Consider the following 26,146-nt stretch of genomic DNA (forward strand, 5'->3'; position numbering starts at 1 on the left):
CTATTCTGAAAATACGACGTCGCGCGCGGCGCCGAAGGCGTACAAAAATTCAATGAACTGCGCGGCTTCCTTCACATAGAAGTCGCTGGTCTGGACGCCCAGCTGCACGATGCGGCGACCGTCGAAGCTGGGCGTCACGCGTCCGTCGTGGTGCAGCGGCGTGCCGGCCATGCGCATTTCGTCGGCAAACTCGTCCACCAGCAGCCGCTTCATGTCATCCGCATCCCACTTGCGCCCGATGTGCTCGACCTGCTTGGCGATCTCGCCGATCATGGCGTGGTACTTTTCTTCCTGGGCGCGCTTCTTCTTTGGCTCGGAAAACACCACCATCCAGCCGACCGGCGCGGTCTTGGCGAATGCTGCTGCGCCCCGGCGCGCTTCGTCATGGGCGAGGAAAAACGTTCTCTTTGTCATGGCGGTGTCTCCAGCCCGATCGTCACCGTCTGGAAGAACAGCGCCGCCGCCGCGCGCGTCTCATCCAGCGTCAACCCCTTGACGGTGATGAATTCGCCGTTGGCCCGCTGGATGACGAAGCCAAGCGCGCCATCCTCGCCATCAAGCTGGCCGACCTCCACTACAGTGCCGGCGGCGATCATGCCGGCACTGCCTCGGCCGCCAGCCGCTTGGCAGCGTCGTATTGTTCGATGCCCCAGGCCAGCGCGTAGCAGCACCAGAGGAAGCGGGACGTATATTCCTTCGTATCGACCTCCCAAAAATCGGCGAACCGGAACTTTGCATTCGGACCATGGAATGCCTTCCACGCGTCGCCGGCGTGCGTGAAGTCGTTCGCGGCGTCGAAACATCGCACCTCGTTGCTGTCCGCGCTCAACACCTCCGATTCGACCTCGGCGCGCAACTCGGCATAGGCTTCGGACCACAGCACAAGTTGCTCAGGCTCGTCGTCGTCCGGCTTGTCGCCTTCTGCTTGCTGGTCCACCCAGTCAGTTATCTGGCGCGTGAACTCATCGTGACTGTGCTTTTCAACTCCGGTGCGGTCGGCCGCCTCGATCTTTTCGGCCCAGTAACGGCGATCGATGCCGTCCAGGCGTCCGTTTTTACGGAAGAAGCCGAACATGTCCTGCGTGCGCTGGAATACGTATGTGCCCATGTCGCCGCAGTAGCACAGGAAGCCCGGCCAGGTGATCAGGTCGAAGAACATCATGCCGCTGTCCGGCTGCTTGAACCGGATGTGGCGGTGCACGCCATCATCGCGAATCACGGTCATTTCGTGCTTGGCGACGTCGCGCAGGAAGCGCTCCTCGGTGCAGGTGGCGCTCATGCTTTTGCCACTTTCGAAGCCGTCACGCGGTCCAGGTCGTAGCAGCCGCTGATGCCATCGAGCCAGATTACTGCGCTGTGGCCGCTGAGCACTTGGGCCTCGCTGGTGGTGACCGTCTCGCGGACCTCACCGCTGTCCAGCTCGACGCTGACGGCGGCGCCGACCTTGTGCGCTGCGTTGAACTTGTCGCATGCCGCCTGGAGCTTTGCGGTCGCCTGTGCCTGGCGTTCGGCCCGCGTGGTCACGCCGCACCGCCCAGGTCGGCCACGTCGATCACGATGCCGCGGCAGTACGGTGCGCCGTCTTCCACGATTTCGAAGGTGGCGTGCGGGACGCCGGTGCGGAAAGTCCAGGCGTAGTCGCCTTCCTCACAGAACAGTGCTTCGACTTTGCGCGCCAAGGGCTGACGGGTGAAGAATTTCTTCAACTCGTCATCCTGTTCGAGGTTGTCACGATCGGGCAGCAGTCCATTGCTATCGATCAGCGCGGTGCCGCCGCTATAGCAGGAGAATTCGTCATGGATGGCGCCGCGCATCTCCATCAGGTCGTCGCTGGCGCCGAAGATGACGATCAGGCCGGCCGCCTTGGCCTGCATTACCTCTTCCTTCAGCATTTCCTTGCCGTATTCGCGGCCCGTCAGCAGGCCGGCCAACAGTTCTTTGCTCAGCTTGACCGGCGCGGCTTCGGCCAGGCTGGCCGGTTTGACGGCCGGTTGCGGCGCGGTGTGGTTGAACGCGGCCTGGTCGACCTTCGAATATGGGAACCGGTCAGCGCATTTCTTGATGCGCTGGATGAAAAACGAGCCATGCGACTCGGCGTCCAGGAATTCGGCGAACAGTTCCGCGCTGAAATTCTGGTAGTGGTAAATATCGCTCTGGCCAGTCGACTTCTTCGGGTGGAACTGGATGGCCAGCAGGCCGAGCTCTGGCGCATGGCCGATGGCTGCAAACTGGCTGGATTCGACCTGGTGCATGACGATTTGAGGGGTGGCGCTCATGGTGATTTCCTTGTGTGTGGCAATGGTTTAAATGGCGTGCTTGATTTGTACGGCGCTGATGTGGCGGCAGATGGCCGCGCACATGCTCTTGAAATCACCTTCGTGGTACAGCTTCGCGGCCTTGTCCGTGGCCGCCAGCGAGAAGCCGATGGATTCCATGAATGTGGCTGTGACCGTGAAGCCGAGGCGGTCGCTGATCTGGCCCAGGCGCAGGGTAGGCGGCGTGTGCGCGCGCTCAAAGTTTGCGGCGCCTTCTTGCTCGAACAGGTCTTGCGCTGTTTGCGAGAGGTCGGCGCCGTCCGGAGAAGTCTTGGCGCCGGCCAACTCTTCGGCAGCGTCCGCCAGGCGGCCTTGGTCAGCCAGTGCTGCTGCCTGGCCTTGGGCGAGACCTTGGGGCGTAGCGACGAGGGCGGTTTCGCGAATGGAGTGCGCTGTCTCGGCGGCACGGTCGGCTGCGGCCTGGGTGGCGCGGGTGGCGGCAACCTGGGCGGCCTGCAGTTCCAGTTGCGCCTTGTTCGCGGCGGCGACACGCTCGCGCTCGGCCTGGTCGGCAGCGGCTTGACGTTCCGCAGCGGCTTTGGCTTCGGCAGCCTGGCGCTCGGCGTCGGCGCGTCGCTGGGCGGCCAGTTCGGCGGCAGCGGCTGCTTCGGCCTTTTCCTTTTCCTCGGCCGCGATCTTGGCGCGCAATGCCTCCTGCTTGGCAGCTTCGGCCCGTTTGTGCTCGGCGATGCGGCTGTTGATGACGAGCTGGAAGTCATCCATCGGCTTGCCGATGATGCTGGCCATGTCCATGAACAGGAAGCCGTAGTTGGCGGCGTGCTCGCGGCACCACGCCTGCTTGGCGCGGTAGTCGGCCGCTTGCGTGTTGGCCGCAATCTTGGCATTGGCCAGCGTGGTGCCGACCGCATCGTGCAGGCTGGCCAGCGTGCGCTTGGCCTTCATGGCGCCGGCAAAGTCGGGCGTGGCCAGTTGCAGGCGGATCGGGGCGATCTCAGCTTCGAGCGCGGCAACGTGCTCGGCGTAAGCACGGCGGCCGTCGTTCAGGATCGTTTCCTTGATCTGCTCTTTGCGCACTTTGACCAGTTTTTCCAGGTCCAGGCGCTTGGCGCGGAACTGCGCCTTGATGTGGTCGACCGTGCGCATTACTTCGTCGATGGTCGAGCTTTGCGCCAGCGCCGCAGCCTTGGCATGCTCCAACTTGGCCTCGGCCTCGCCGCAAAACTTGACGTTGTATTCAGCATCCGCGAAGTCCTGATCGTCCTGCAGGTCGGTTTTGATGGTCGACAGGAACTTCTCGGCCGCCTTCTGGTAGGCCATCAAGTTGCTGCTGACGACCTTGCCTTCGGTCTGCACGACCAATGCAGGCAGGGCGGCGGCCGGCGCCGCTTCTGGCTTCACTGCATGGTCGACCTGGGTGTAGTTCGCCACGTCGACGTCAAACTGCTCCCAGCCAGCGACGATGCGCGAGAACCAGGCTGTGTCCGGATACACCCACATCCACACCATGTTCGCTTCGGTGCCGTCGGACGTCATGAACAGCCACTTCTCGGCGCCGGTTACCATCAGCTGTTGCTGGACCTGCGGCTGGTGCTCGTCCGGCAGTACGCCAGCGGCAATCGATGCGGCCAAGTCGGCATTCCACTGCTTGTGCTCGAAGCCGATGGTCTCGGCCATATTCAGGCCGTCGCAGGAGGCGCTTTCGCGGCCCAGCGACAGGGTGGCGGGGTAAAGGTCGTCGCCGAGGATGCGTTCGGCGAACGGGCGCGCCAGCGCTTCGACCTCGTGGCCATGGTCCAAGATGTTTTCCTGCACCCAGTCGCTGAATTCCTTAGCCAGGCCGGTGGCCTTCATGCGCACCAGTTCGCTGCGAGTTACTTTCTTCGACAGGCCCAGCATCGCGGCCGCCTCGCTGGCGCCGTGATGGTTGAAGCGGAAGGCGTGCCAGTCGTCGCTGCCCTGCAGCAGGTTGTGGATTTCGCGGGTGAGAGTGTTTTCGCGTTGCATGATGTGTCCTTGGTGATTTTCTTTTGTGGTGCTGCGATTAGTCGTTTTCGTGCGTCCAGCTGTCGATGGTCATTTTTTGCGCCTCGGTGAAGGTCGCCCGGGTGCTGAGCATGGCAATCAGCTGCGTCGGCGTTTTCTTCTTACTGAGGATGGTCTGGCGCCATTCGGGCGTTTTCTGCTGGAACAGCTCGTCGGTGCATTCCGGAAGGCTATCGATCACGTTTTGTGTGGCTGCCGTTGCTTGGGGCGTGATATCGCGCATTTCGCGGTTCACTTCATCCAACTCGTCCGGCGTATAGACGCCCAGGATCACATCAGGGGAGTACAGGCGAGTCCAGCGCTTCACCGCCAGGTAGGCCAGTTGCTGCTTGGGGTCGGTTGCCCAAAGCGGGGAGTTACGCACGCTGGCTTGCACCAGCAGCAGTTCGAGCACGCGCGGCTCAGCCTCGCCGCGTAACGTGGCCCAGATACGCACGCCCAGACCATCCTCGTCCTGCATCTGGTAGTCGGGCACACGGAACTGATATTCTTTCTTGTAGTCGGCAGCTCCCTTGGTGCCCTTCGCCGGCGCGGTGCAGACTTTGGATTTGCCGATGATCTTTTCCCACGGGCCGTACCATTCATAATTGAAGCGGTCGACCGTGACGCCGCTCGATTGGATTACGGCATTGACCAGCTGAGCCTCGTAGCCGAGCGTGCCGTTCACCAGGTGCGTTTTCTGCGCCACCGCGAAGGGGTTCATGCGCCACTGGATGGCCTGCATGATGACGGCGGCGCAGTCGGCCGGGCTGCCGCGCAGGTGCTCCGGGATCGTGGCGCGGCCCTTGGCCATGATGTCGGCCAGGCGCATCATGCTGTCCATGCTTGCGCTGTCGAGGATCAGCGAGGCGCTGCTGGTGGTCACGACGGGCATGTCGCCCTGTTCGTATTGCGTGGCCTGCATGGCGGTGCGGCTTTCTTGCGTAACTGCGTTCATGACGTTTTCCTTGTGAGTTTTGTAATTTCTGCCTTCAACAGCGCCAGGCGGACGGCGTGACCAATTGCATGGCCGGCGCGCCAGTTGCGAAAGGCCTGGCCTACTGCACGCATTTCGCTTCCCGGTGGACGTGGCCCAGGCGCCGCACCCGCGCTGCTGATGCGTCCAGGTCGATCAGCGCCTCGATCTGCGCCATGATCAATTCCTTGCGCACTTCGTCCAGGCCGGCCAGCTCGCGGCGCACGCCGGCCAGGCGCATCTTGTTCATGTGGTGCTGGTGCTGCGCCTGGTAGAAGCGGTGGGCGGCCAGCAGGCGGCGGAAGAGGGCGGTCATGGCGACACCAGCACGGTGATGCTCATCGGCTCGTCTTCCGGCAGCGCGGCGAGGGTGGCATCAGGGCTACCGGTGCCGGCATAGGTGTGCTGGCTGCCGGCGGCGGTGCAGGTGGTGATGACGTAGCTCACAGGCCGCCCCCTTCGCGGTCGGCCAGCACCAGGCGAATGCCGTTGCGCTTGGTCGATGCCTCGGCGCCGTAGCACGCACCGGCCGGCATATGGTCGGTCGCATCAAGGCAGCCGCTGTTCAGCGCCGATTCGACGCCGGCATCCTGGTGGGCAAAGGCGAGGGCAGCAGACACGGCCAGGCGGGACTGGCGGCCGGCGGTGACGTTGCGGGCGGCGATCATTTGACACGCTCGGCGAGCATGGTGTCGGCCATCTGGTAAGCGAAGCGAGCGACTTGCTCGATATCACTGAGGGTGTCGGCTGGGGTGTATCCAAGTTCCGACCATGAACAATCGCTCGTCATCATTCCGTGCATTGCCTTGGCAGCAAAGCGGTCGCGCAAATCGGCGTTCGCCGCCGGCGCCCCGAATGCGCGCGGCGCGGTGAACTGGATCATGTCCGCATTGACCTGCTGCACACTGCCGTCGGCACGCTCGATGATGGCGATCGCGTAGCTGCCGGCGCCATTCTCGAACTCTTCATAGGCGGCGCCGAACTGATGGAATGTGGCAGCACCATCCTGGACGCGGACGTTTTGCAATTTGCCGTCGCCGTCTCTTTCTTGAATCCACTTGAAAACTTGAACTTGGCGCATGGCCGCTCCTCTGGTTAATTGGCTGTTGACGACCCGGTCAATCCGTCGGGCGTGTGATTCCTGCGGCTGGTGGGCCGCCAACACATGACCATCGAGAACCCCGCACTGGGGCGCCGACACCGGGTGATTAATCCGGCCGTACCTGCTCGGTAATCACTCCGGCAGATTCGATGGTCATGTGTTGGCCGCCGGTTACGCCGGCGAGACGGGCCATGCTGGGCTCCAGGGGAATTTATCCGGCCTTCCGGGCCTGTCCCGCCATGACTGCGGCGGCGGGCAGCCGCTATACCTTTGCTGCAAATCAAAAGCCGCAATTCTCGTGGGCGCCCCAGCTCGGATCGTCGTCGCCGTAGGAGTCCCAGTCCGTCCTCCAGTCGCCACGATCGGCCTTCGGTGTGGGCGCGTTGCTTAATGCGCGATACTGCCCCGTGCTTTTTTCCTGCTTCATGGCCTTGCAACTCTTGGAGCAAAACAGGGCCCAGCCGCGATTCACGTCTGCAGTGCGTGCTTGGAATGCTTTCTTGCACCACTTGCAGGTTCGCTCCACCAATTTCGGCTGCGGGATCCGCTTGGCCGCCGGTGCCGCGCTTACCGCTGGCAGGGCGCGCAAATACTCGATTCCATTAACGACAATCCGATCCATCACACACCTCGCTTTATTTTTATTGATCAAGTTAGTGCGGCGGGCGACCGCTAAATCTGCAGCTTGTCCAGCGCCACGGCCTGCGCGCGGGTCTTGGCCTGGCAGCTCGCCGGATCGTTGCGCGCCAGCTGCGCGGCGCCGTCGATTTCTCTGGTGGCGACCGCCAGCGCATCGGTGTAGATCGTGTCGGCGACAAATTCCCGGAGAGCGTTGCCTGCGGTGGCTGCGTCGCATGCCAAGGCGGTGCGCGCCAGCACATTCATGGCGCCAGGCGCTGCCAGCGCATCGAGCAGCATGTTGGCGATGCCGCTGGCGCCAGCGCCGCCGGTCAGCACGATGGTGCGAGCGGCTGCATTTTTCTCAGCTGCCAGGCTGGTGATCATTTCCTCGCGCAGTTCGGCGGCGTTGTGGTCGCGGGCGCTCATGCCGCCTCCATCCGCCAAGGGCCGGTGTAGTTCCGGTAGGCTTCGGCGCGCATCGCGTCGGCAGCGCCGCATTCCAAATACTTCAACTGGCCGCGCGGCAAGCTGGCGCCGAACGAGTTGCAAATTTCCAGGCGGCGAGGGCAGCCGATGCTGGCGACCAGGCCGGCGCAATGGCCATCGTTGGTGGTCTTGGTGGTGACGATGCTTGAGGTGGTTTTCATGGCGATCAGCCGCGCGCTGGGATGACGATTGCCGGGATCACTTCGCCGTTGGCGATGAGGACCGCTGCGAGTGCTGCGAGCTCTGCTGGGGACATGTCGTACTCCTGTGTTTGCTTTCGATGGAGTTACTTTACCAAAAAGATAAACCATGCGCAATGGAAATTTACCAAAAAGATTAAATTTAGGTAAAATGCTTTCGTCGCCAGAGGTTCGGGCGATCGGATGCCCGGACAAAATCACGCCGGGCAGCGCGAGTCCAGATAGATGGAGCCGGCGAACGCTACGCAGTACTCAGGGTATTAACGCGAAACGGGCGTAGTGGAAGTGCCGCAAGAAGGACGACAGGCGGCGACGATGGGTGATAGTGGGGAGAGTCGAGTCGGGGGCCGCGAGCGGTCAAAGTCTCCCCTATGCGCAATGTCCGAAGTCGAAGAGGGGCATTCAGCGCTTTCACGGAGCCAGGCTTTATCGCTTGGCTACTGGGAGAGTGCTGCTCAGGAACCGAGCCTCCAAGGGCATAGGCTTCAAAACAGTAGCTTTAGAACTTGGAAAGGCAAGATCAAAAGCTTACTTCAAGAGCAAGATAATGATTTTTGAGTACCTTTTACGGTAGAAAACATAGTTAAAAATAATTCGGCCCGGCTGGCGCAAAAATCGCCGGGCGATGCTGCGCTCCGTAGCAGGCGGGGCTGGCGGCCGTGTTACTCTCGATTCCCGCTTCGCAACTTAAACCCGTTAGGAGATAGTCAATGTCCGCACGTGATCTGATTCCGTTTCAATTTGAAGGCCGCGATATCCGCGTTGTGTACGTGAATGGCGAGCCGCAGCTTGTGGCAAAAGATGTCGCCGAGGCTCTTGGTTACAGTTGGAACGGTGCCGCCGCCATTGCACACGTTCCGGATGAATGGAAAGGGGTCAGTTCCGTTCTGACCCCTCGCGGCATCCAGGAAATGGCTGTGCTGACTGAGCAGGGGCTGTATTTCTTCCTCGGTCGCTCCGACAAGCCCAAGGCCTTGCCGTTCCAGAAGTGGATTGCGGGTGATGTGATCCCGGCAATTCGGCTGACTGGAAAATATGCTTTACCCTCACTATCCGGGGCAGACAAACTGGGCGATCTTTCGCAAGCGCTGCGCCTGACGCCAATGGCTGTGCGGGCCGCTCGCGCGCTGGGATTGGATCAAAACGCTGCCGCTATCGGCGCCAACCAGCTGGTCCATAAGATCACAGGCCAAAACCTGTTGAAAGAATTCGGCAGCGTGCACCTGGTCGCCGAGCATCAAGATACGCAGTGGTTCACGCCGACAGAGTTGAGCGCCCAGGCGAAACTGTCCGCCGTGAAACTGAATCAGCTGCTGGCCAGCGCGGGCTTTCAAGTCCGGCGCGGGAAGGTATGGGAGCTGCTCGATGCTGGCCGCCCGTTTGCGCGTCTTTTCGATACTGGCAAGAAGCACAATTCCGGCGTGCCGGTCCAGCAGGTGAAATGGTCGCCAGCTGTGATTGAGGCGGCGCAGCGGGCTGGCGGGAGCGGTGCCCAGCTGGAGATATGTTAGATGATCGGCGGCAATAGCCGCGAGCTGATCCATGCCACCATGCAGTGGCATGCGTTGAGTGCTGCCCGCACGGCGTTAAACAAACAACGCCTCGCGCTTGAAAAGGAGATTTGGCCAAAGATTGGAAGGTCGCTAGGCGTCGGCCACCCGCACTGGCGCCTGCTAAATCAGGTCAAGGAGCAAATCGTCCTGCTCAAGCGCAAGGAACGCGCCGCGCTGGCCGTCCTCGCCAAAGTTTGCGCTGCCCAGCGTAGCGCGTATGGCGCTGCCGACGTTGTTGAGGCGGTCGACGGTATGCTTACGCTGGAAATGGAGGCTTGAGCGGGCAGCAGCGCCAGTCCCGCCAGCAGAGCACTAGGTGGGCGCCGGCGCCAGGCGTAAAAAAGCCCGCGCACGGCGGGCTGATGCTTACGGGTTGACGGCGGGCGCCGGAGGCGGCGCTGCCGTTGTCGGAGCGAGATCGCTTATAAAGAGCTTTGCAATTACACCATCCTCATCAATCTCTGCCTTAGCTAGAAATGATATGGGGGCTTGACTGGCCAATGCCATTGCATAAGGATTGTTCGGCAGGGATCGAATAGGATCGGTGATCTCGCATTGTATCCGCGGATCACTCTCGCTTAAGGAAACCTTGCAACTTCCTGTTTTCGTATCAAGCTCTGAAAAAACGCCGACATATGTCTTTGTTCTATCAAATCTGATGCTTGTTGTGGCCGAAAAATACTCCTTATTTTTATCATCAAGCTCGGAGATCTTGGCACCATTCGCGTAAATGCCGATATTGTTGCAGGTCTTGTCGATAGGGCTTGTGGCCATTCTGGCAGCGGGGCGCAGTGCCTCAGCCATCTTGTCGATGGTCGATATTAGCCTTTCGGTCATCTGTGCGCTATTCGCAAGTGACTTGTCTAATGCATCCTTTAGAAGCTTCATTTCTTCGCTCGATCTTCGGCTTAAGACGTATGCTACCACGGCGGTCAAGACGGCGCCGCCCGTACCGCTCCAAAAGTTCGCGGATGTCATGATCCCCTGGATATGAGCGACCACCTCATAGCAGTGATGCTCATCGGGCTCTCGCGCCACCACCTTTACGGCCAGGCTATCAAACTGCTTGTTGTATTTCCCGGTCTCTACAAAGTTCCCGCAAACCCCCAAAATACGAGCAAAGCCCTGAAGTGAAATTCCGAGTTGATTTAGGTCAATTTCATGATCTGCCGCATCACGACCTTCGTAGCGGATAGACATTTCTTCTTGCATATTAACCCTTAAAGTTGGGCCGTTTCAGCCCATTATAGTGGGCATGATCATATAGAAATTACCAACAAGAAATCTATCCAATAGTCACCAACTTCCCGCACAACCCGCACCACGCCGACTCGCTCAGCCCAGCCTTGCCGCAATACCCGCAAACCGAATCAGGCCGCATCAGGTAGCCATCCCGCGACCAGGCGCTACTCTGATGGCGTTAGGGATTCTGCGCCGATGGCGCGCCCTCTTGCGACGCCGAATCAATGGCCTTGCTCTGCGGAAGTTTCGAGCAGTCAATTTTCATTTCGGAGAATTTACGCCTAAATATGTCTCCTGTCCTTGCCAATCCCCGCCCGCAGCGATCCAACTCCACGAGCTGCTTTTCGATTAATGCGATTTTGATGCGGGGATTATCTGCATGTTTATCCACTGACTCTTTGTGAGTTTTTTGGGAGATCTCGCTGCCTAAAGCATAGCTGCAATAAAGCCCCTCCAGATCATCGGCAGGCATTGAGTCCAACTCTTGGAATTCGATTGCACCGCATTGCAATCCGCGTGAGGACAATTTTAGCTTTCTATCCACAGATTGCGCGGGCTTCGCTACGGCCAGTGCAGCCTGTGGTGGAAGCGCCGATAACCTGTCGAGAGCATCAAAACATGCCGATTTTTTCGCTGGTAACTTTATTGAACTGCATGCGTCACGAAGGGTGTCTTTGTCGCTTGCGGATGCGTTGAGGAAAAAAGACTGATGCAAGTGCGAAGATAGCAAGGTGTTTCACAGGGGCTTTCGAAAAAGTGAGTGATTATATGAAATACTGGCAACAAGCAATCTATCTATCTATTGTTTCACGGTTTTATAATTTTCCTATAAGGCTGCGTGCACCCTGATGCACAATTTTCCCGATGACGATACATTCTCCGCCGCGACACATAACCCGGCTGTACTGTTTATCTGGATTAAATGAGTGAAGCCACCAGTCTGGGCCAGCCTTCACCATCTGCTTTATGATCGCCTGCCCATTGAAATTAACTGCATAGATACCTCCGCTCACCGGCTTGATATCAGCAATATTCACCACGACAGAATCATCCTCAAATAGCATTGGCTCCATGCTGGAGCCGCGCACTTTGATGGATATGAGGCATTGCGGCACCAGATTATTTTCCTCTACCCATTTACGGGGAACGTTGACATAGCCACCGTCCTCAAAGTCCTGGTCCGCTTCAAAAGCCGGGAAGCCAGCCTCAAGCGTCAGAGTCACTTTCTTGATCGGAATCATATCTTCCTCGCTCTCGCGCTCCACTGAGACGCGAGTGCCATTCCCAACGAAGGGAATTTTTGAGGGCTCAACCAGGTCATTGACTGGATCTGGCTCGTCGGACAGTTCGGGGTGAGGGGAGTCGATGTAGTTTGCCGGCAGACTAAATGCATTCTCAATGCGCCGAGCGATCGAGTTGCCGATATTTTTCACTGGATTCGGGCCGATCAGGTGGCTCACCTGCGACGGCTCCATGCCTAGAAAACTGGCGAATTCTTTGTTGCCGCCGACCCTTGAGGCAAGGCGGCGCGCGTTGTCACGCCTGATTTCTTCTCTAGTCATAACGTGATCATCCATCAATTTATCAATTAGATAAACTACCAAAAAGATAAATCCATGCTTGCGTACACTTTATCTTTTTGGTAAAGTGGAATCATGGATATGAAAACTTACCTGAAGCAAGCCACGCCCGAACAGCGCGAGGAGTTGGCCGATATCGTGAAATCATCGGTCGGCTACTTCTACCTCATCGGCGGAGGGCACCGGCACCCCGGCGATAAGCTTTGCAGGCGTCTGGTGGCGGCCGAGCCAAAGCTCACGCTGCACGAATTGCGTCCAGATATTTGGGATGCCCCGGCCACACCCATCACCCGCCGCGCCACCGATCCCGCTCCGGCACCAGGCCACGCCGGCCGCCAGCCGCCCACGACGAACGGCATCCTCGACACCGTGCCAGACCACGCTGCTGTCGGCATCGACGCGAGAGGGATTCCATGATCCGCCTGATCCTCAATTCCCCGCCGTAAAGCGGGGCGCTCGACCGCCCCTGCAATTTCGCTGTACCCAAACCCTGTAACACCGACCACCAGGAGAAACCATGAAGTTGAAACAAAAACGCACCGCGCTCGTCAAGAGTTACATCACGGAAGAGAACAAGGACGCCCTGCAAGCCGCCTGCGCGGCCAAGGGCAAGTCGATCAGCGACGTGCTGAACGAATGCACCATCGTGATCATCCGTGACCACCATGACACCCGGCCGAAACGGAATGATACGCCGCCGTTCTCGGGCGGGAATAGACCCAAATCGCGGGAAAAACTGGGCCCACTCCAGGCGCAGCGCCCCAGCTTCGGCGTCGTCCCGCGCGTCGTTCGGATGCGGGTTTAACGGCATGGAGGCGGCTATTGAATAAACAACCCGAGGTCACGGCCGAGGAAAAAGAGCTCATCTTCCAGCGCTCGATGATTTACCGCCAGGCAGAGAAAGACCTGCAGGGTGCCAAGGACGGGGAAGGCGAGAGCGCGGCGAAGGCCGCACACAAGGAAGCGCGCCAGAAATGGCGCGATGCCACAGACAGGGTGGCGCGGAAATACGAAGTGCCGCGCCGCGAACCGCCGTAACTGGGCTCGCACCCGACAACTACAGCATCACACGGCCGCCTGGCGGCCGATTTATCCACCATCAATCAGGAGCATGACATGTCGCAAACCCCCATCCATTCCCCGAGCCAGGCGCTGGGCAACGCCGCCGGCAACTGTCAGCTGCTCGACGCCGTGATGGCAAAGCTTGGCCTGAAGAACGATGCGGCGCTGTCGCGCGCGCTCGAAGTCGCGCCGCCGGTGATTTCGAAGATCCGCCACGGCCGCCTGCCCGTCGGCGCCACGCTGCTGATCCGCATGCACGAAGTGACCGATATCGCGATCCGCGAATTGAAGGCCATCGCCACGCCGGCCGCGCCAGAGGTGGCAGTTTGACCTGGAAGACCATGCAGCCGGAAGGCGGCATATCGGCGCAGGCCGGGCAGGGCGCGCAGCAGCACGACCAGATCGAGCCGAATCCCGATTACGTACGGCCGCACGACCCGGACCCTGGCCATGTTCGCGCGCTGGCGCACTACATGGCAATGGCCGCTGAATTACTGGCTGAGCAATAAAAAAGCCCGCGTGCAAGCGGGCTTCATGAAACTTTACGTGAGGTAACACGATGGAAATGATTATACCACCGGGCGGTTTGCTGATGACCAGCGTCGAAATTGCGGCGCTGACCAGCAAGCGTCACGACCAGGTGCTGCGCACGGCCCGGGACTTGGCCGCGCAGGGCATAACACAATCTGTGGAATGCCAGTACCGCGCCACAGTTGGCGGCCGCGAGTATCCAATGCACCAACTGACTAAGCGCGATTCACTTGTTCTGGTCGCCCGACTGTCGCCCGAGTTCACTGGCCGCATCGTTGACCGCTGGATGGAACTGGAAGCGGTTATCGCGGTGCCGGCCATCAAGACGCCCGCAACTTTCAGCGCCGCACTGCGCCTGGCCGCCGAGCAAGCCGAGATCATCGAAGAGCAAGCAGCCAAGATCACCAGTGACGCGCCGAAGGTTTTGTTTGCCGAGACAATCCGCGCCATCGATGGAGTTTGCCATATCGATAAGGTAGGCAAGATGATCGGCATCGGGCGCACTAAGCTTTTCAGGCGCCTGCGCGAGGATCATATTCTGATCGAGGGCAGCCGCATGCCGTATCAGAAATACATCGACAAGGGCTATTTCACCGTCATCGAGGGAAGCCCGTACAAGGATAGCAAGGGCGTGGAGCATCCGACGTTCACCGCCATGGTGACCGGTGCTGGCCAGGTCTTCCTGGTTCGCAAGTATGCAAAAGTCGGAGGCGCTGAATCGTGAATGCTCAAGCAAATAAAGCAGCGGCAGAGGCGAGTCTCGCGCGCCTGATCGTATTGGCGAACATCGGCGAATTGACGCTGACGCATCACCGCGCATCGGTAGCAACCGGCGCCGCAAAGGTGGCGTACCACCAGGCGATCAAGGAATACGAATGCGGCGAGGGTCGAATTCACCCGGGCTGGCCCGGCTGGGATGAGTTGAAGGCGGAAACTGCAACCGAATTTGCTGCCTATCAAGCGGCCAAGCGCGCCGCGAGCAAGATCAAGGGCCGGCTGGATAGTGCTTGCCGCAAGGCGGTGCATCCATGACCGCCCCAGCCATGCGCATTCGCTGCACCACCATGACCGAGCAGCGCACTGCCAACCTCAAAAGCCTGATAGCAGAACTGGCCGCCCGCGAAATGCAGGCCGACGATATCTGCGCCCATCTGAAAATGTCGCCATCCGGCGCACGCAAATACATCGCCGACCTTCGCGCCGCTGGCGTGGCGGTGCTGGCGCGCTACGCTGACGGCACAGCGACTTACTTGGGCAAGGCCTGCTACCGCCTGGTGAGCGACCCGCTGCTCGTGAGCGAGTTCCTGGGGCGGATCGAGCAAAACAAGCACCAGCCGCGCATCCCGGCGCCACCAGTGCGCGCGCTGCCTGTGCTGCCTGGCCGCAGTTTCCATATCATGGCCGACGATACCCACTTTGCAGTCCGCATCAACCGCCACCCGGCGATGCGCGATCCGCTTGTGGCCGCGCTGTTCGGGCCGGCTGGCGAGGTGCGCCCATGAGCCGCGAACTGATCACCAGTACCAGAGAATTCCGCCACTTTCACTTTTGCTGCGGCCTTGGCGGCGGCAAACAGGGCTTTAATGCCGCGCAGCCGCAAGTTGGCAGCATGGCCGCGACGCTGCGCTGTATCGGCGGCATCGACAATGACCCAGCCGCGATCCGCGACTTCGACCGGGCCGGCCCTGGTCGTCCTGGTACCGTCATGGACCTGTTCACGCGCGCCCAGTACACGGCCTTTCACGGAAAAGAACCGCCAGCAGGTTGGCGCGAGGCCACCGCCGTCGACATCCGACGTGCTGCCGGCAACGAATCGCCGAACATCGTTTTCATCAGCTCCCCATGCAAGGGCGCCAGCGGCCTGCTGAGCGAGACGCTGAGCAAGACGGCCAAATACCAGGCATTGAACGAACTGACGCTGCGCTGCATCTGGCTGATGTGCGAGGCCTGGGCCGACAACCCCGTCGACCTGATCGTGTTCGAGAACGTGCCGCGCCTGGCCACGCGCGGCCGGCACCTGCTGGACCAGATCAACCAGCTGCTCCAGCAGTTCGGCTACGCCGTGGCCGAAACGACGCACGACTGCGGCGAGCTGGGTGGCCTGGCGCAAAGCCGCAAACGGTTCCTGCTGGTGGCGCGCCACATGGAAAAAGTGCCGCCATTTCTCTATGAGCCAGAGCGTAAGCGCCTGCGCGCGGTCGGCGACGTGCTGGGCCGCATGCCGTTCCCTGGCGATGCCGCTGGCGGCCCGATGCATCGCATCCCGCGTCTGCAGTGGAAAACGTGGGTGCGCCTGGCGTTCGTGGAGGCCGGCAGCGACTGGCGCAGCCTGAACAAGCTGGCTGTCGAGGACGGGTACCTGAGCGAATACCTGATCCTGCCCGAGCGCAGCCACGATTACCTCGGCGTCAACGCCTGGGACGAGCATGTCGGCGCTGTGTCCGGACGCGGCACGCCGACAACGGGGGCGTATTCTGTCGCCGATCCGCGCATGGATACGGTTGCTGAATACAGTCAGTACGGCGTCATGCCGTGGGGCGCAACCAGTGGAGTGGTCAGCGCGCAGTCAGCACCTGGTGGCGGCCGGTACTCCGTCGCAGATCCGCGCCCGGCAGACGGCCCGACGTTCAGCAAGTACGCGGTTACTCGCTGGGAAAAGCAATCCGGAACCGTGATTGGTGGCGGCGCCCAGGGCGCCTGTGCCGTGGCTGATCCACGGTCCAGCACCGGGTTTGGCGGCAAGGGCAAATATTTGGTCACGCCATTCGATGCGAATGCAGGGGTTGTGATCGCGGAAAGCACGACAGGCCATGGGGCATTCTGTGTCGCCGATCCGCGCGCGATCAATCGCCAAAAGGGTGATGCGTTCCTGACCGGCGGCCACTACGGCGTGCTGCCGTGGGATGGCCAGAGCGGCGCCGTCAGCGCTTCGGCCGGCTACGACAATGGCCGCTGGAGCATCGCAGACCCGCGCATTGACGAAGCGCCACAGCTGCCGGCCTTGAACCAGAAAACGGTCGCGCTGATCCGCGCGCTCGATGGCACCTGGCACCGGCCGTTCACCACGCTGGAACTTGGGGCGCTGCAATCGCTGATCGATCCGGACGAGCACTGGTCGACCGATCCGAAAATTCAGCGTGAGATTGACGAGCACAAGCGCCGGACTGGCGCCAGCGCGTTCCCGCTGCTCGATGGCACCAACGATAGCGCGCACCGCGAGCGCATCGGCAATGCTGTGCCGAAGCTGGCCGCGCAGGCCATTGGCGAGGTGATGGGCACCACGTTGCTTCTTGCCGCGGCCGGCGAGACGTTCATGCTCAGCGCCATGCCGATATGGGTGCAGCCCGTGGCGATCGCTATTGCTGCGTCGCAAGGACCAACGCCATGAGCGCCATCCAGTTCTGCCTCGACTTCGAGGCAATTGTCGAGGTCGCGCCGCAGTCGGGTGTCAAGGTCAAGCGCAGCTCACCGAAGGTGGGAGCTATCGAGCAGGAAGCGGAGCGTTTGCGCAAGGCGGCCTACTGGCAAGCGAAGGATGCCGAAGAACAGGCCGATGCGCGCGCCTACTGGTCTGTCGGCATGGTGACCGGCCTTCCGTTGTTCAGCGAAGTGCAGGATAGCAGCCAGAAATATACGCAGATGCTGCCGGGCGTGATCGAGTCGATCGAGGGCGACCTGGCCAGCGTGCGCATTTATGCCGCGCCCGAGTACGGCTGTTGGCTTGAGAACTACCCAATCCACCTGAAGCTGGCGATCAACGTGCGACTACGCGATCTGGGTAGGCATGGCCTGAGCGAGGGGCTGCAACGCATCGTCGATGGCGGCCTACTGGCTACCGGCGACGCGGAGCTGGCCGCCGATGTGCGCGGCCGCGCCAACGTTGTGCATGAGCGCGAGATTGCGAGGGTGGCGTGACCACCCTATTCACGAAAAGCGGATCCGCCGATCGGTCCAGGCATTGGCTCCGCATCGCTAAATTTCGCGAGGAAATCAAACACCGTGCCGGAGTTGGACTTCAGCCATTCGGCGGCCTCGTCATGCCTGGCCTGGGTTTCAAATTTGAAAAACTGATGACCCACGAAGATCATTTTTGCTGTCTCGGTTCCCATGCTCTGCTCCTTATTAACGATGCGCGAACTCTAAACCAAAACAAGAAAATTGTCAAATTAACCATATTTGATCAATGGAGAAATGAATGATCGCTAACCCTGCGCAAATTACCCGTCACCATCTGGCAAACCAAGCTGCGCCCGACTTCTCCCTGAAGCGAAAGGCCTGCGCCTGCGGCAAGGCCAGCACCGCCAAACAACTGTCCCTGCACGGCAAATGCGCCGCCTGCTCGCTGGCCGCAGTCCGCGCTGCAATCATGCCTGGCGACTTCGCCAAGCTGCAGCACATGCTCGGCGCCGTGAAGCAATACCCGAAATCCAAGTGGGGCTGGCGTAACTACTATGCCGCCGGCGGCGGACAGGTGCGCGAGGCCATGGAGCGCCTGGTGGCCGCCGGCCTCGCCACGGCTGGCCGGGCCGCCAACGAAATGACCTACTTCCATGCCACCCGCCTGGGCTGCAAGGCTGCAGGCCTCGATGGCGCTGGCATCAAGCGCGCGATGGAGGATGAATCGTGACCATCAAAATCTCAACCGCAACCGTATTCCACGGCGGCCGGCGCCGCTGGTTCTCGCTGGGGCCCGCCTGCCGCGCGGAAGCCTGTGCCATCGTCAATCGGTTCTGTGACTGCGAGCCGTGGGATGGCGATCACGTTACGCCCCCGGTTGTCTGCGCGCTGCACCGCGATCCGGCGCGCCGCGAGCGCCTGGTCAACTGGCTGGCCGCCCGCGTGCGTCGTCAGCGCTCGATCGAGCCGGTGGCGGCGCCTGCGCCCGAACAGCGCGCGCTGGCGGCGTGCCGGGAGCTGGCCGCAGCCACTGGCGAGGTCAAGCGCATCAGCAAGGTCATCGGCGACAACCTGAGCGCATGCCCGATGATGAAAGACCCTATTGAATTCAACGAGAGAGGCCCGGCCACACACCTTTCGCAGGCCTACGCCTCCGAAAACGTCGAGAACGACAGTGGCCATGGCATGCACAAGGAATGGATGGAGCCGAGCGACGCACTGGAAATCATCAGCGCATGCCCGCATTGCCTCGCCGCCCACAACGCAATTCAAGAGCGCAAGGTCGCGCGCCGCCGGCTGGGCGCGGCGCGCCGTGCTGTGACGATGATCGGAAAGTCAACATGAACCAGTCCGATATCTTTGCTGTCCTCGACACCATTCCAGCGCAGATCGACTCCCTGATTGCGCGCGGCGCCCTGTTCGTCATCAACCACTCTGGCGGCAAAGACAGCCAGGTCATGTACCTGCTGTTGCGCGGCCTGGTGCCTGCGGCGCAGCGCGTCATTGTGCACGCCGACTTGGGCGAGGTCGAATGGCCGGGCGCGGTCGACCACATCAAGGCTACGACCGCCGGCGAGCCGCTGCATGTCTGCCGATCGCGGCGCGGCCTGCTGCAGATGATCGAGGAGCGCGGCATGTTTCCCAGTCCGTCGCAGCGCCAGTGCACCAGCGACCTCAAGCGCGGGCCGATCGAGCGCACCGTTCGCGCCATCACGCGCGAGCGCAAGATGCTCGACATCGAGGCGTGGGGCCTGGTCGTCAACTGCATGGGCATGCGCGCCGAGGAATCGCCGGGCCGCTCGAAGTTGACGCCATTCAAGCGACACGAAGGCAACAGCAAGGCTGGCCGCGAATGGTACGACTGGCTGCCGATCCATGACCTGACCACTGGCGAGGTGTTCGAGCACATCGCGGCCGCCGGCCAATCTCCGCATTGGGTGTACGCAGCCGGCATGTCGCGGTTCTCGTGCTGCTTTTGCATCATGTCGAACAAGGCCGACTTGACCACGGCTGCGCGCCTCAACCCCGACCTCTACCGCCGGTATGTCGACCTGGAGCGCAGCACTGGCCAAGTGATGATGATGCCGAGCAAGAAGCATGGCCGGCAGACGCTTGAGCAAATCACTGGCGTGATGGTCGACCAGACGGTGATCGCATGAAGCGCTCACCCATGAAGCCCGGCGCAAGCCTGAAAAGAACGGCTTTCGCGCGCGGCGAGCGCATCGAGGCGCGCGAAGTGTCAAAGCTCAAGCGCACCTCGCCCATGTCCAGCACCGGCATGCTCTCCGTGCAGTCGCACCAGCGCACGGCGCCGAAGTGCAAGGCCAGATTGAAATCAAAAGGTCCACGCTTGACGCCGATCCGGCGCGCCGCGCGCGGCCAGGACTGCACGCTGCGCCTGGCCGTCTGCAACTCCGACCCTGACACCACCGTGCTCTGCCACAGCAATTTCCTGGCAGACGGGAAGGGCATGGGCCTGAAGGCACCCGACACCGCTGCGGCGTTCGGCTGCAGCGCCTGCCACGACGTGCTCGACGGCCGGCGCCTGCGCCCGGCTGATCTGTCGCTGGCTGGCCTGGAGGTCGCCTTTCGCGCGGCTGTCGGCACCACACACGAAATTTTACGGTCGATGGGCCTGCTCGATGCAGCGCCTGCCGCCATTCAACGCATTACGGAGCAATCATGAGTGAACTTATGGAAATCGTAGATGACAACGCGGCGCCGTTCTTCGCGCCAGTATCATCGGATATCATTGATGGCCTGCTGGGCCGCTACCAGACCCAGCGCGAATACATCAGCCATATTGCCGGCATCGCCGCCGGTGGCATGGGCGGAGCGATCAGCTGGTTCATCGCTGGCAACAAGGATCGCGGGCACATTCCCGGCGTCGAGCAACTGTTCGCCGAGCCCGGCGCCGTCGCGGCGCTGAACTCGCGCTTCTGGTCCGACGCCCTGGCGCTGACCGACGTCTACGACTGCATGCCGCAGGCGCGCCGCGACGAGTGGAATAAGACGATCAGCGAGCAGAAAGCGCCGGAATTCACCGAAGATGCTGTGCGGCCGACGATCAACAGCCTGCTGGCCGACCGCAACAAGTTCTTCGCCGAGCGCGTTGACGGCATCTTTCGCGGACTGTCTGGCCATCACGTCACCAATGTTCCGGAAGGCTTCAGCAAGCGCATGATCATCGGCTACGTGACCGACCAGCATGGCTACGCCAGCACCGGCCGCGCCGGCCTGATCAACGATCTGCGCGCGGTGATTGCCAAGTTTATGGGGCGTGACGAGCCGAAATGGAACATGAGCGGCCCGGTGGTGAAGCACGCCCGACGCAATTCCGGCGAGTGGATCACCGTCGACGGTGGCGCACTGCGGATCCGCTGCTACAAAGTCGGCACGGCGCACCTCGAAGTACATCCGGACATGGCCTATCGCCTCAACCAGGTGCTGGCCGGCCTGCACCCGCGCGCCATCCCGGCGGCGTTCCGCACCAAGCCCGCGAAGAAGCACAAGGAATTTCAGATGATGGGCCGGCCGCTGCCGTTCGCCGTGGTCGACGTGCTGGATGGCGTGGAGCCCGCCTACAAGCGGGTGGAGGACGACCGCGGCCGCGCCGGGCGAGAGCCTATCCCAAATGCTGTGCGCCTGCCGTACCTCCAATGCAGCGACGTCGTGTTTGAGGAAGCGCGCCGCGTGCTGGCTTCCATCGGAGGCGTGCTGACCAAGGCTGGCGATTGGCAGTTCGACTACGCGCCGAGCCAGATCATCGCCGAGATCGCCGCGTCTGGCTGCGTGCCTGACGTCAAAACGCACCAGTATTATCCGACGCCGGCCAACATCGCAAGCATCGTGGTCGACCTGACCGCCATCGGTCCGGCCGACACCGTGCTGGAGCCAAGCGCGGGGCAGGGCGGCCTTGCGCAGTTCCTGCCGATCGAGCGCACGACCTGCATCGAGATATCGAAACTGCACTGCGACATCCTGACCGCGAAGGGCTTCGCTGCAGTGCAGGCCGACTTCCTCGCCTGGGCGCCGGTCGCGCCGAAGTTCGATCGCATCGTGATGAATCCACCATTCAGCGAAGGCCGCGCGCTGGCGCACGTGCAGGTGGCCGCCAACCTGCTCAAGCCTGCTGGCCGACTGGTCGCCGTCCTGCCGGCATCGATGAAGGGCAAGGACGTGCTGCCGGGCTGGGCGCTGGAGTGGTCTGAGGTGTATAGCGGCGAGTTCGCCGGCACGGGCGTTTCTGTGGCGATCTTGACGGCGGTGCAATCATGAGTGCCTTTAACGAAGCGGAACTGCAAACGGTTGCGATGGCCGTGCCGCCGGTGGTGATCGGTGGGGCCACGCTGTATCTCGGCGACTGCATCGAGGGTATGCGCGCGCTGGCCGACTGCAGCGTCGATAGCGTCGTGACCGATCCACCTTACGGCATTTCCTTCATGGGTAAAGCCTGGGATGGCGCCGACATCGAAGCGCGGACAGCGCGCCGGCGCGGCTTTGCATCGCACACGCCGAACGCCGGCCCGAACGGCGGACACAAGTCAATCGCCGCAGAGGCCGGCAAGTACGACCTGGCGCCGGCGGCGATGCGCGCCTTCCAGGAGTTCAGTGAAGAGTGGGCGCGCGAGGCGCTGCGCGTGCTCAAGCCGGGCGGGCACTTGCTGTCGTTCTCGTCGGCGCGCACCTACCACCGCATGGTGAGCGGCATCGAGGATGCTGGCTTCGAGATCCGTGACCAGATCATGTGGCTGTTCGGTTCGGGTTTTCCGAAAGCGGAAATCTGGACCGAGGCCAAGGCAGCTGCCGGCCAAGCGGAAAGTGCGAAGATGATCGAGGCTGGCTTTGAGGGCTGGGCGCGCGGCGGGCTGAAGCCGGCGCATGAGCCAATTTGCGTGGCGCGCAAGCCCCTTATTGGCTCGGTCGCCACCAACGTCTTGGCGCACGGTACTGGTGCAATCAATGTTGACGCTTGCCGCGTGCACGCTGATGATGCGCTGGGCGGCGCGTACACGGTAAAGCGCTTGAAGCCTGGCGCCGTGCTGAACGAAGCGGGCGGCAACTGGTGCCCGGAAGATGCGAATGCGGCACTGTTTCACGGCCAGATGGCGGTAGGTCGCTTTCCAGCTAACATCATCCACGACGGCAGCGCCGAGGTGCTGGCTGCTTTCCCGGATGCGGCTGGGCAGCAGGGCGATATCAGCTACGACCCAACGCCACGCGAGCACCGTGGAATCTACGGCTCATTAAGAAAGGGGCGTGGCGCGGAACCGAGCGCCGAAAGCGAAAATGACGGCATCGTCGGCTTCAAGATGAAGCCGGGCGCACGCCGGCTCGACATTGGCAGCGCCGCACGCTTTTTCTACTGCGCGAAGGCCAGCCGCGCCGACCGTAATGCCGGCTTAGATAATCCTGGCCCGATTCACAAACACGGCGCCACGTTGCGCCACATGGAAAACGCTGTGCGCGATGGTATCGCCAAGGGCAACATTCATCCGACCGTCAAGCCGACCGACCTCATTGCCTACCTGCAGCGCCTCGTCACGCCACCGGGCGGCACCACGCTGGATTTGTTCATGGGCAGCGGCACCGGCGCCAAGGCAGCCGTGCGAGAAGGATTTAAATTCATTGGCTTTGAAATCAGTGCTGAATATTTCCCGATCGCCGCCGCGCGCATCCAACATGAAATTGATGTGGTTGCCGCAGCCGTGATCGCCGATGCGGCAGCGGCGAAAGAGTTGGCGCGCCAAGCCGACCTGTTTGCGGAGCGTGAAGCATGACGCGCGCAAATTTCAGTGAATTCGTGCTGGGCGCGATGCCTGGCACCAAGGCCGAGATCGTCACCAGGTCAGGCGTCAGCCAGGCGTCCGTGCTGAAGTGGGTGGGACAGCTGCACGCCGCTCGCAAGATTTACATCACCAACTGGAAGCCGCACCCGCGCGCCGGCGCCGCCATGGCCGTATATGCCGTCGGTGACTTGCCGGACGCGCCGTGCAAGCTGAAGCACCTGACGAAGCGCCAGATCCGCCTGCGCTTCGAGGCCAAGGCCAAGCTGGACGGCCGCTGGGACAGTATGCAGGCGCGCTGGCGCAGCAAGTACTGGATCCGCAAGGCCAAGGCCGTGGGCGATCCGCTGGTCGCTGCACTGTTCGGCGCAGCGCGTGCGCAGGAGGCTCGCCCATGATCCCGTATCACGGCTTGCCAATCACGCCAGCTACGGCCGCTGTGCGTGCCATCAAGGAAGGGCACGCGTTCGTATCGTTCCGCTACCCTGAGCAACTGGCTATTGCGCTGGAGGTAGCGCAGTCGTTCGCCGTAGACAATGGGGCGTTCTCGGCTTGGCGTAGCGGCCAGCCGATTACAGACTGGTCACTCTTCTACGAATGGGTGGGCGAGCTGCACCGTTACCCGAACTTCGATTTTGCAGTAATCCCTGACGTCATCGATGGCAGTGAGTCGGACAATGACGCGCTGCTGGCCGAATGGCCATGGCGCACCTCGGCGCCGCACGTCGGCGCGCCGGTGTGGCATCTGCACGAATCACTGGACCGTCTCGCCCGCCTTGTCAGCGAATGGCCGCGCATCTGCCTGGGCAGTTCGGGCGAATTCGGGCAGATCGGAACACCCGCCTGGTGGACGCGCATGGCCGAGGCGATGGACGTCATCTGCGATAAATCTGGCAGGCCTGCCTGCAAGCTGCACGGCCTGCGTATGCTCGACCCAGCTATCTTCTCGCGCTTCCCGTTCGCCAGTGCCGACAGCACGAACATCGGGCAAAACGTGGGTATTGATTCGGCCTGGCGCGGCACCTACACGCCGCCAACCAAGGAGGCGAGGGCGGCGATCATGCGCGAGCGGATCGAGTCGCACCAGGCGCTCACTTTCTGGAACCGCAAGTCAGCGCCGATTCAAGAATCACTGTTTATGGAGGCCCGGCCTTGAATTATTACCCCTTCCACATCGGCGATTTCCGCTCAGGTACGGTGAATATGTCTCGCCAGGCGCGCTGGATATATCGCGACATGATGGACGTCTACTACGACGCCGAAGCGCCGTTGTCGCTCGACATCGATGTGCTGTGCGACGCATTGGGCGTTGATACGGCGGACGAGCGCGCGATTGTCGGGCGACTGCTGCGCTTCAAGTTCATTAAAACTGACGGCGGCTACCGCCACGAGGTCTGCGAACAGGTGATTGCCGACTATCACATCAAGGCGGAAACGGCGAAAGCAAACGGCAAGCTGGGCGGTCGCCCCCGCAAGCAAGCGGCAACCAATCAAGAACCCAGCGGGTTTCCATCCGGTTCCGATTCGGATGCTACTGGCAAGCCAGCTGAAACCGAATCAAAAACTAACCAAGAACCAATAACCAATAACCATAAACCAGTAAACCTAAAACCTTCGTCGGCTTCGCCTCCTGGGGGATATTCCGAGGAATTCGAAACCGCATGGGATGCGTACCCGCCACGCCCCGGTGCAAGCAAAAAGGATTCGCACAAGGCCTGGGCTGCGCGCCGGAAGGAGGGTGTACCGGCCGAAGCGCTCCTTGCCGGCGTCCAGCGATACGCGAACTACGTGCTGCTGTCGCGCACCGAGCCGCAATTCACGAAACAGCCGGCCACGTTCTTCGGGCCAGGCGAGCACTACAAAGCCGACTGGGCGGTCGGCGCAACGCAAACACAGAAAGGCGTCATCCATGGAAAATTTGGCAAGCAGGATTACTACAAAGGCGTTGCGCCAGATGGCACCTTCTGAGGGCAGGCCGCGCTTTGTCAGCGCGCAGATCGAGCAGTGTTCGATGCATGGCGAATACACGGCGATGCTGATTCGCGGCGCCTGGTCCGGCTGCCTTGGCTGCATGAACGTCGAGGACCAAGTCCGCGAGGCAGAGCAGCGCGCCGCGTGGCGTCAGGAGCTCAAGGCCCGCGAATGGAGCGCAAAGCTCGGCCGGGCCGCCATCCCCGAGCGGTTCGCTGATCGGCGCCTGGCATCGTACCGGCCCGATTGCGCCAGCGCCGAGCGCGCGCTGGCCGTGGCCACCCGCTACGCCGAGAACTTCGAAGATGCCCGCGCAACTGGCGCATGCCTGCTTTTCGCTGGCGGCGTCGGCACTGGCAAGACGCACCTGGCCGTCGGCATTGCGCACCACATCATGGCGAACGGCCGTCAAGCCGTTTTCACCTCGGTGATGCGCGCGGTCCGCTCGGTCAAGGAAACCTATGGCAAGGGCGCCGGCCGCACCGAAGCGCAGGCGATCCGCGACTTGGTCGAGCCGGACCTGCTGATTTTGGACGAGGTCGGCGTGCAGCACGGTAGCGACACGGAGAAGCTGATCCTGTTCGAAATCATCAACGGCCGCTATGAGGCGGCGCGCCCGACCATCGTCATCAGCAACCTGGACGCGGAAGGCCTGGAGCAGTTCCTGGGTGAGCGCGCGTTCGATCGGTTGCGCGAGGGCGGCGGCAGGCTGGTGGTGTTCGACTGGCAGTCGCATCGAGGAAAGAGGTCTGGGCAGGCAGGGGTAAGTGCCGCAGCCGCTTGAACTGCGCTACCGCCACGCTGCGCGAGCGGTGTGGCGGCTACCCGCGTAGCGTACACA

Annotated in this window: 40 protein-coding genes; 22 read left to right on the forward strand and 18 right to left on the reverse strand. The window is 61.6% G+C overall.

Going from position 1 to position 26,146, the window contains the following annotated elements; all coding sequences use genetic code 11:
- The 14 genes from Q8L25_RS17270 to Q8L25_RS17335 all read right to left on the reverse strand — a co-directional run bounded on the left by Q8L25_RS17270 (position 1) and on the right by Q8L25_RS17335 (position 7,644).
- On the reverse strand, positions 1-414 hold the full coding sequence (locus tag Q8L25_RS17270) for a recombination protein NinB (protein ID WP_308920535.1): 414 nt from the start codon (positions 412-414) through the stop codon (positions 1-3).
- Entirely contained in the window at positions 411-596 is a 186-nt protein-coding gene (locus Q8L25_RS17275) for a hypothetical protein (RefSeq protein WP_308920536.1), read from the reverse strand. Before Q8L25_RS17275 ends, Q8L25_RS17270 begins: the two co-directional genes overlap by 4 nt.
- Positions 593-1,279: a hypothetical protein gene (locus Q8L25_RS17280; RefSeq protein ID WP_308920537.1), complete on the reverse strand. Its 687-nt coding sequence runs from the start codon at positions 1,277-1,279 to the stop codon at positions 593-595. Before Q8L25_RS17280 ends, Q8L25_RS17275 begins: the two co-directional genes overlap by 4 nt.
- Positions 1,276-1,524 carry a hypothetical protein gene (locus Q8L25_RS17285; RefSeq protein ID WP_308920538.1) on the reverse strand — a complete coding sequence of 83 codons (249 nt, stop codon included), beginning with the start codon at positions 1,522-1,524 and terminating at the stop codon, positions 1,276-1,278. Before Q8L25_RS17285 ends, Q8L25_RS17280 begins: the two co-directional genes overlap by 4 nt.
- Positions 1,521-2,276 carry a KTSC domain-containing protein gene (locus Q8L25_RS17290; protein WP_308920539.1) on the reverse strand — a complete coding sequence of 252 codons (756 nt, stop codon included), beginning with the start codon at positions 2,274-2,276 and terminating at the stop codon, positions 1,521-1,523. The genes Q8L25_RS17285 and Q8L25_RS17290 overlap by 4 nt, the downstream gene beginning before the upstream one ends.
- A gap of 27 nt (positions 2,277-2,303) precedes the next feature.
- On the reverse strand, positions 2,304-4,280 hold the full coding sequence (locus Q8L25_RS17295) for a YqaJ viral recombinase family protein (protein ID WP_308920540.1): 1,977 nt from the start codon (positions 4,278-4,280) through the stop codon (positions 2,304-2,306).
- Positions 4,281-4,317: 37 nt separating this feature from the next.
- Positions 4,318-5,256, reverse strand: a complete 939-nt coding sequence (locus Q8L25_RS17300; protein ID WP_308920541.1) for a RecT family recombinase — start codon at positions 5,254-5,256, stop codon at positions 4,318-4,320.
- A gap of 100 nt (positions 5,257-5,356) precedes the next feature.
- Positions 5,357-5,590 (reverse strand): hypothetical protein, encoded by a 234-nt coding sequence (locus Q8L25_RS17305; RefSeq protein WP_308920542.1) that lies wholly within the window; start codon positions 5,588-5,590, stop codon positions 5,357-5,359.
- A complete protein-coding gene (locus Q8L25_RS17310; protein ID WP_254926668.1) occupies positions 5,587-5,721 on the reverse strand; it encodes a hypothetical protein in 135 nt (44 codons plus the stop codon). The genes Q8L25_RS17305 and Q8L25_RS17310 overlap by 4 nt, the downstream gene beginning before the upstream one ends.
- Positions 5,718-5,942, reverse strand: a complete 225-nt coding sequence (locus Q8L25_RS17315; protein WP_308920543.1) for a hypothetical protein — start codon at positions 5,940-5,942, stop codon at positions 5,718-5,720. Before Q8L25_RS17315 ends, Q8L25_RS17310 begins: the two co-directional genes overlap by 4 nt.
- Complete coding sequence (locus Q8L25_RS17320) at positions 5,939-6,355, reverse strand: hypothetical protein (RefSeq protein WP_308920544.1); 417 nt, start codon at positions 6,353-6,355, stop codon at positions 5,939-5,941. Before Q8L25_RS17320 ends, Q8L25_RS17315 begins: the two co-directional genes overlap by 4 nt.
- A 301-nt stretch (positions 6,356-6,656) precedes the next feature.
- Positions 6,657-7,028, reverse strand: coding sequence for a hypothetical protein (locus Q8L25_RS17325; protein ID WP_308920545.1), 372 nt, complete (start codon positions 7,026-7,028; stop codon positions 6,657-6,659).
- A gap of 20 nt (positions 7,029-7,048) precedes the next feature.
- Positions 7,049-7,423, reverse strand: coding sequence for a hypothetical protein (locus tag Q8L25_RS17330; RefSeq protein WP_308920546.1), 375 nt, complete (start codon positions 7,421-7,423; stop codon positions 7,049-7,051).
- Positions 7,420-7,644, reverse strand: a complete 225-nt coding sequence (locus Q8L25_RS17335) for a hypothetical protein (RefSeq protein WP_308920547.1) — start codon at positions 7,642-7,644, stop codon at positions 7,420-7,422. The genes Q8L25_RS17330 and Q8L25_RS17335 overlap by 4 nt, the downstream gene beginning before the upstream one ends.
- A 749-nt stretch (positions 7,645-8,393) precedes the next feature.
- Between Q8L25_RS17335 and Q8L25_RS17340 the strand changes: the two genes are divergently transcribed.
- Positions 8,394-9,194: a BRO family protein gene (locus Q8L25_RS17340; RefSeq protein WP_308920548.1), complete on the forward strand. Its 801-nt coding sequence runs from the start codon at positions 8,394-8,396 to the stop codon at positions 9,192-9,194.
- Positions 9,195-9,515 carry a hypothetical protein gene (locus Q8L25_RS17345; RefSeq protein ID WP_308920549.1) on the forward strand — a complete coding sequence of 107 codons (321 nt, stop codon included), beginning with the start codon at positions 9,195-9,197 and terminating at the stop codon, positions 9,513-9,515. It abuts the gene before it with no gap.
- A gap of 87 nt (positions 9,516-9,602) precedes the next feature.
- Here the strand turns inward: Q8L25_RS17345 and Q8L25_RS17350 are convergent, their stop codons facing one another.
- The 3 genes from Q8L25_RS17350 to Q8L25_RS17360 form a co-directional block, all read right to left on the reverse strand.
- Entirely contained in the window at positions 9,603-10,448 is an 846-nt protein-coding gene (locus Q8L25_RS17350) for a hypothetical protein (protein WP_308920550.1), read from the reverse strand.
- Between the two features lie 208 nt (positions 10,449-10,656).
- Positions 10,657-11,208, reverse strand: a complete 552-nt coding sequence (locus tag Q8L25_RS17355) for a hypothetical protein (RefSeq protein ID WP_308920551.1) — start codon at positions 11,206-11,208, stop codon at positions 10,657-10,659.
- Positions 11,209-11,293: 85 nt separating this feature from the next.
- Positions 11,294-12,055 carry a S24 family peptidase gene (locus Q8L25_RS17360; RefSeq protein WP_308920552.1) on the reverse strand — a complete coding sequence of 254 codons (762 nt, stop codon included), beginning with the start codon at positions 12,053-12,055 and terminating at the stop codon, positions 11,294-11,296.
- Between the two features lie 84 nt (positions 12,056-12,139).
- Between Q8L25_RS17360 and Q8L25_RS17365 the strand changes: the two genes are divergently transcribed.
- The 10 genes from Q8L25_RS17365 to Q8L25_RS17410 all read left to right on the forward strand — a co-directional run bounded on the left by Q8L25_RS17365 (position 12,140) and on the right by Q8L25_RS17410 (position 17,566).
- Positions 12,140-12,475, forward strand: coding sequence for a hypothetical protein (locus tag Q8L25_RS17365; protein WP_308920553.1), 336 nt, complete (start codon positions 12,140-12,142; stop codon positions 12,473-12,475).
- 100 nt (positions 12,476-12,575) lie between these two features.
- Entirely contained in the window at positions 12,576-12,863 is a 288-nt protein-coding gene (locus tag Q8L25_RS17370; RefSeq protein ID WP_065308980.1) for a hypothetical protein, read from the forward strand.
- A gap of 17 nt (positions 12,864-12,880) precedes the next feature.
- The gene (locus Q8L25_RS17375; protein ID WP_308920554.1) at positions 12,881-13,096 is read left to right on the forward strand and encodes a hypothetical protein; all 216 of its coding nucleotides are present in this window, start codon (positions 12,881-12,883) and stop codon (positions 13,094-13,096) included.
- A 78-nt stretch (positions 13,097-13,174) separates the two neighbouring features.
- The gene (locus tag Q8L25_RS17380) at positions 13,175-13,450 is read left to right on the forward strand and encodes a hypothetical protein (protein ID WP_308920555.1); all 276 of its coding nucleotides are present in this window, start codon (positions 13,175-13,177) and stop codon (positions 13,448-13,450) included.
- A complete protein-coding gene (locus tag Q8L25_RS17385; protein ID WP_308920556.1) occupies positions 13,447-13,629 on the forward strand; it encodes a hypothetical protein in 183 nt (60 codons plus the stop codon). The genes Q8L25_RS17380 and Q8L25_RS17385 overlap by 4 nt, the downstream gene beginning before the upstream one ends.
- Positions 13,630-13,679: 50 nt before the next feature.
- On the forward strand, positions 13,680-14,375 hold the full coding sequence (locus Q8L25_RS17390) for a phage regulatory protein/antirepressor Ant (protein ID WP_308920557.1): 696 nt from the start codon (positions 13,680-13,682) through the stop codon (positions 14,373-14,375).
- Entirely contained in the window at positions 14,372-14,683 is a 312-nt protein-coding gene (locus tag Q8L25_RS17395; protein ID WP_308920558.1) for a hypothetical protein, read from the forward strand. Before Q8L25_RS17390 ends, Q8L25_RS17395 begins: the two co-directional genes overlap by 4 nt.
- Positions 14,680-15,153 carry an HTH domain-containing protein gene (locus Q8L25_RS17400; protein ID WP_308920559.1) on the forward strand — a complete coding sequence of 158 codons (474 nt, stop codon included), beginning with the start codon at positions 14,680-14,682 and terminating at the stop codon, positions 15,151-15,153. The genes Q8L25_RS17395 and Q8L25_RS17400 overlap by 4 nt, the downstream gene beginning before the upstream one ends.
- Complete coding sequence (locus tag Q8L25_RS17405; RefSeq protein ID WP_308920560.1) at positions 15,150-17,039, forward strand: DNA cytosine methyltransferase; 1,890 nt, start codon at positions 15,150-15,152, stop codon at positions 17,037-17,039. Before Q8L25_RS17400 ends, Q8L25_RS17405 begins: the two co-directional genes overlap by 4 nt.
- Positions 17,036-17,566 carry a hypothetical protein gene (locus tag Q8L25_RS17410; protein WP_308920561.1) on the forward strand — a complete coding sequence of 177 codons (531 nt, stop codon included), beginning with the start codon at positions 17,036-17,038 and terminating at the stop codon, positions 17,564-17,566. The genes Q8L25_RS17405 and Q8L25_RS17410 overlap by 4 nt, the downstream gene beginning before the upstream one ends.
- A 5-nt stretch (positions 17,567-17,571) precedes the next feature.
- Here Q8L25_RS17410 and Q8L25_RS17415 read toward each other — a convergent pair whose 3' ends face one another.
- Positions 17,572-17,760: a hypothetical protein gene (locus Q8L25_RS17415; protein WP_308920562.1), complete on the reverse strand. Its 189-nt coding sequence runs from the start codon at positions 17,758-17,760 to the stop codon at positions 17,572-17,574.
- Positions 17,761-17,846: 86 nt separating this feature from the next.
- Between Q8L25_RS17415 and Q8L25_RS17420 the strand changes: the two genes are divergently transcribed.
- From Q8L25_RS17420 to Q8L25_RS17465, 10 genes are read left to right on the forward strand one after another with little or no spacing between them, the layout of a single operon-like run.
- Positions 17,847-18,278, forward strand: coding sequence for a hypothetical protein (locus tag Q8L25_RS17420; protein WP_308920563.1), 432 nt, complete (start codon positions 17,847-17,849; stop codon positions 18,276-18,278).
- Entirely contained in the window at positions 18,275-18,892 is a 618-nt protein-coding gene (locus Q8L25_RS17425; protein WP_308920564.1) for a hypothetical protein, read from the forward strand. Before Q8L25_RS17420 ends, Q8L25_RS17425 begins: the two co-directional genes overlap by 4 nt.
- A complete protein-coding gene (locus Q8L25_RS17430) occupies positions 18,889-19,707 on the forward strand; it encodes a phosphoadenosine phosphosulfate reductase family protein (RefSeq protein ID WP_308920565.1) in 819 nt (272 codons plus the stop codon). The genes Q8L25_RS17425 and Q8L25_RS17430 overlap by 4 nt, the downstream gene beginning before the upstream one ends.
- On the forward strand, positions 19,704-20,234 hold the full coding sequence (locus Q8L25_RS17435; protein ID WP_308920566.1) for a nuclease domain-containing protein: 531 nt from the start codon (positions 19,704-19,706) through the stop codon (positions 20,232-20,234). The genes Q8L25_RS17430 and Q8L25_RS17435 overlap by 4 nt, the downstream gene beginning before the upstream one ends.
- Positions 20,231-21,826 carry a DUF4942 domain-containing protein gene (locus Q8L25_RS17440; RefSeq protein ID WP_308920567.1) on the forward strand — a complete coding sequence of 532 codons (1,596 nt, stop codon included), beginning with the start codon at positions 20,231-20,233 and terminating at the stop codon, positions 21,824-21,826. Before Q8L25_RS17435 ends, Q8L25_RS17440 begins: the two co-directional genes overlap by 4 nt.
- Positions 21,823-23,328, forward strand: coding sequence for a DNA methyltransferase (locus tag Q8L25_RS17445; RefSeq protein WP_308920568.1), 1,506 nt, complete (start codon positions 21,823-21,825; stop codon positions 23,326-23,328). The genes Q8L25_RS17440 and Q8L25_RS17445 overlap by 4 nt, the downstream gene beginning before the upstream one ends.
- The gene (locus Q8L25_RS17450; RefSeq protein ID WP_308920569.1) at positions 23,325-23,732 is read left to right on the forward strand and encodes a hypothetical protein; all 408 of its coding nucleotides are present in this window, start codon (positions 23,325-23,327) and stop codon (positions 23,730-23,732) included. The genes Q8L25_RS17445 and Q8L25_RS17450 overlap by 4 nt, the downstream gene beginning before the upstream one ends.
- Complete coding sequence (locus Q8L25_RS17455) at positions 23,729-24,490, forward strand: hypothetical protein (protein ID WP_308920570.1); 762 nt, start codon at positions 23,729-23,731, stop codon at positions 24,488-24,490. Before Q8L25_RS17450 ends, Q8L25_RS17455 begins: the two co-directional genes overlap by 4 nt.
- The gene (locus tag Q8L25_RS17460; protein WP_308920571.1) at positions 24,487-25,302 is read left to right on the forward strand and encodes a YdaU family protein; all 816 of its coding nucleotides are present in this window, start codon (positions 24,487-24,489) and stop codon (positions 25,300-25,302) included. Before Q8L25_RS17455 ends, Q8L25_RS17460 begins: the two co-directional genes overlap by 4 nt.
- Positions 25,289-26,089 carry an ATP-binding protein gene (locus tag Q8L25_RS17465; protein WP_308920572.1) on the forward strand — a complete coding sequence of 267 codons (801 nt, stop codon included), beginning with the start codon at positions 25,289-25,291 and terminating at the stop codon, positions 26,087-26,089. Before Q8L25_RS17460 ends, Q8L25_RS17465 begins: the two co-directional genes overlap by 14 nt.
- The last annotated feature ends 57 nt before the right edge of the window (positions 26,090-26,146 follow it).

This window comes from Janthinobacterium sp. J1-1 (assembly GCF_030944405.1).
Taxonomy (GTDB): domain Bacteria; phylum Pseudomonadota; class Gammaproteobacteria; order Burkholderiales; family Burkholderiaceae_D; genus Janthinobacterium.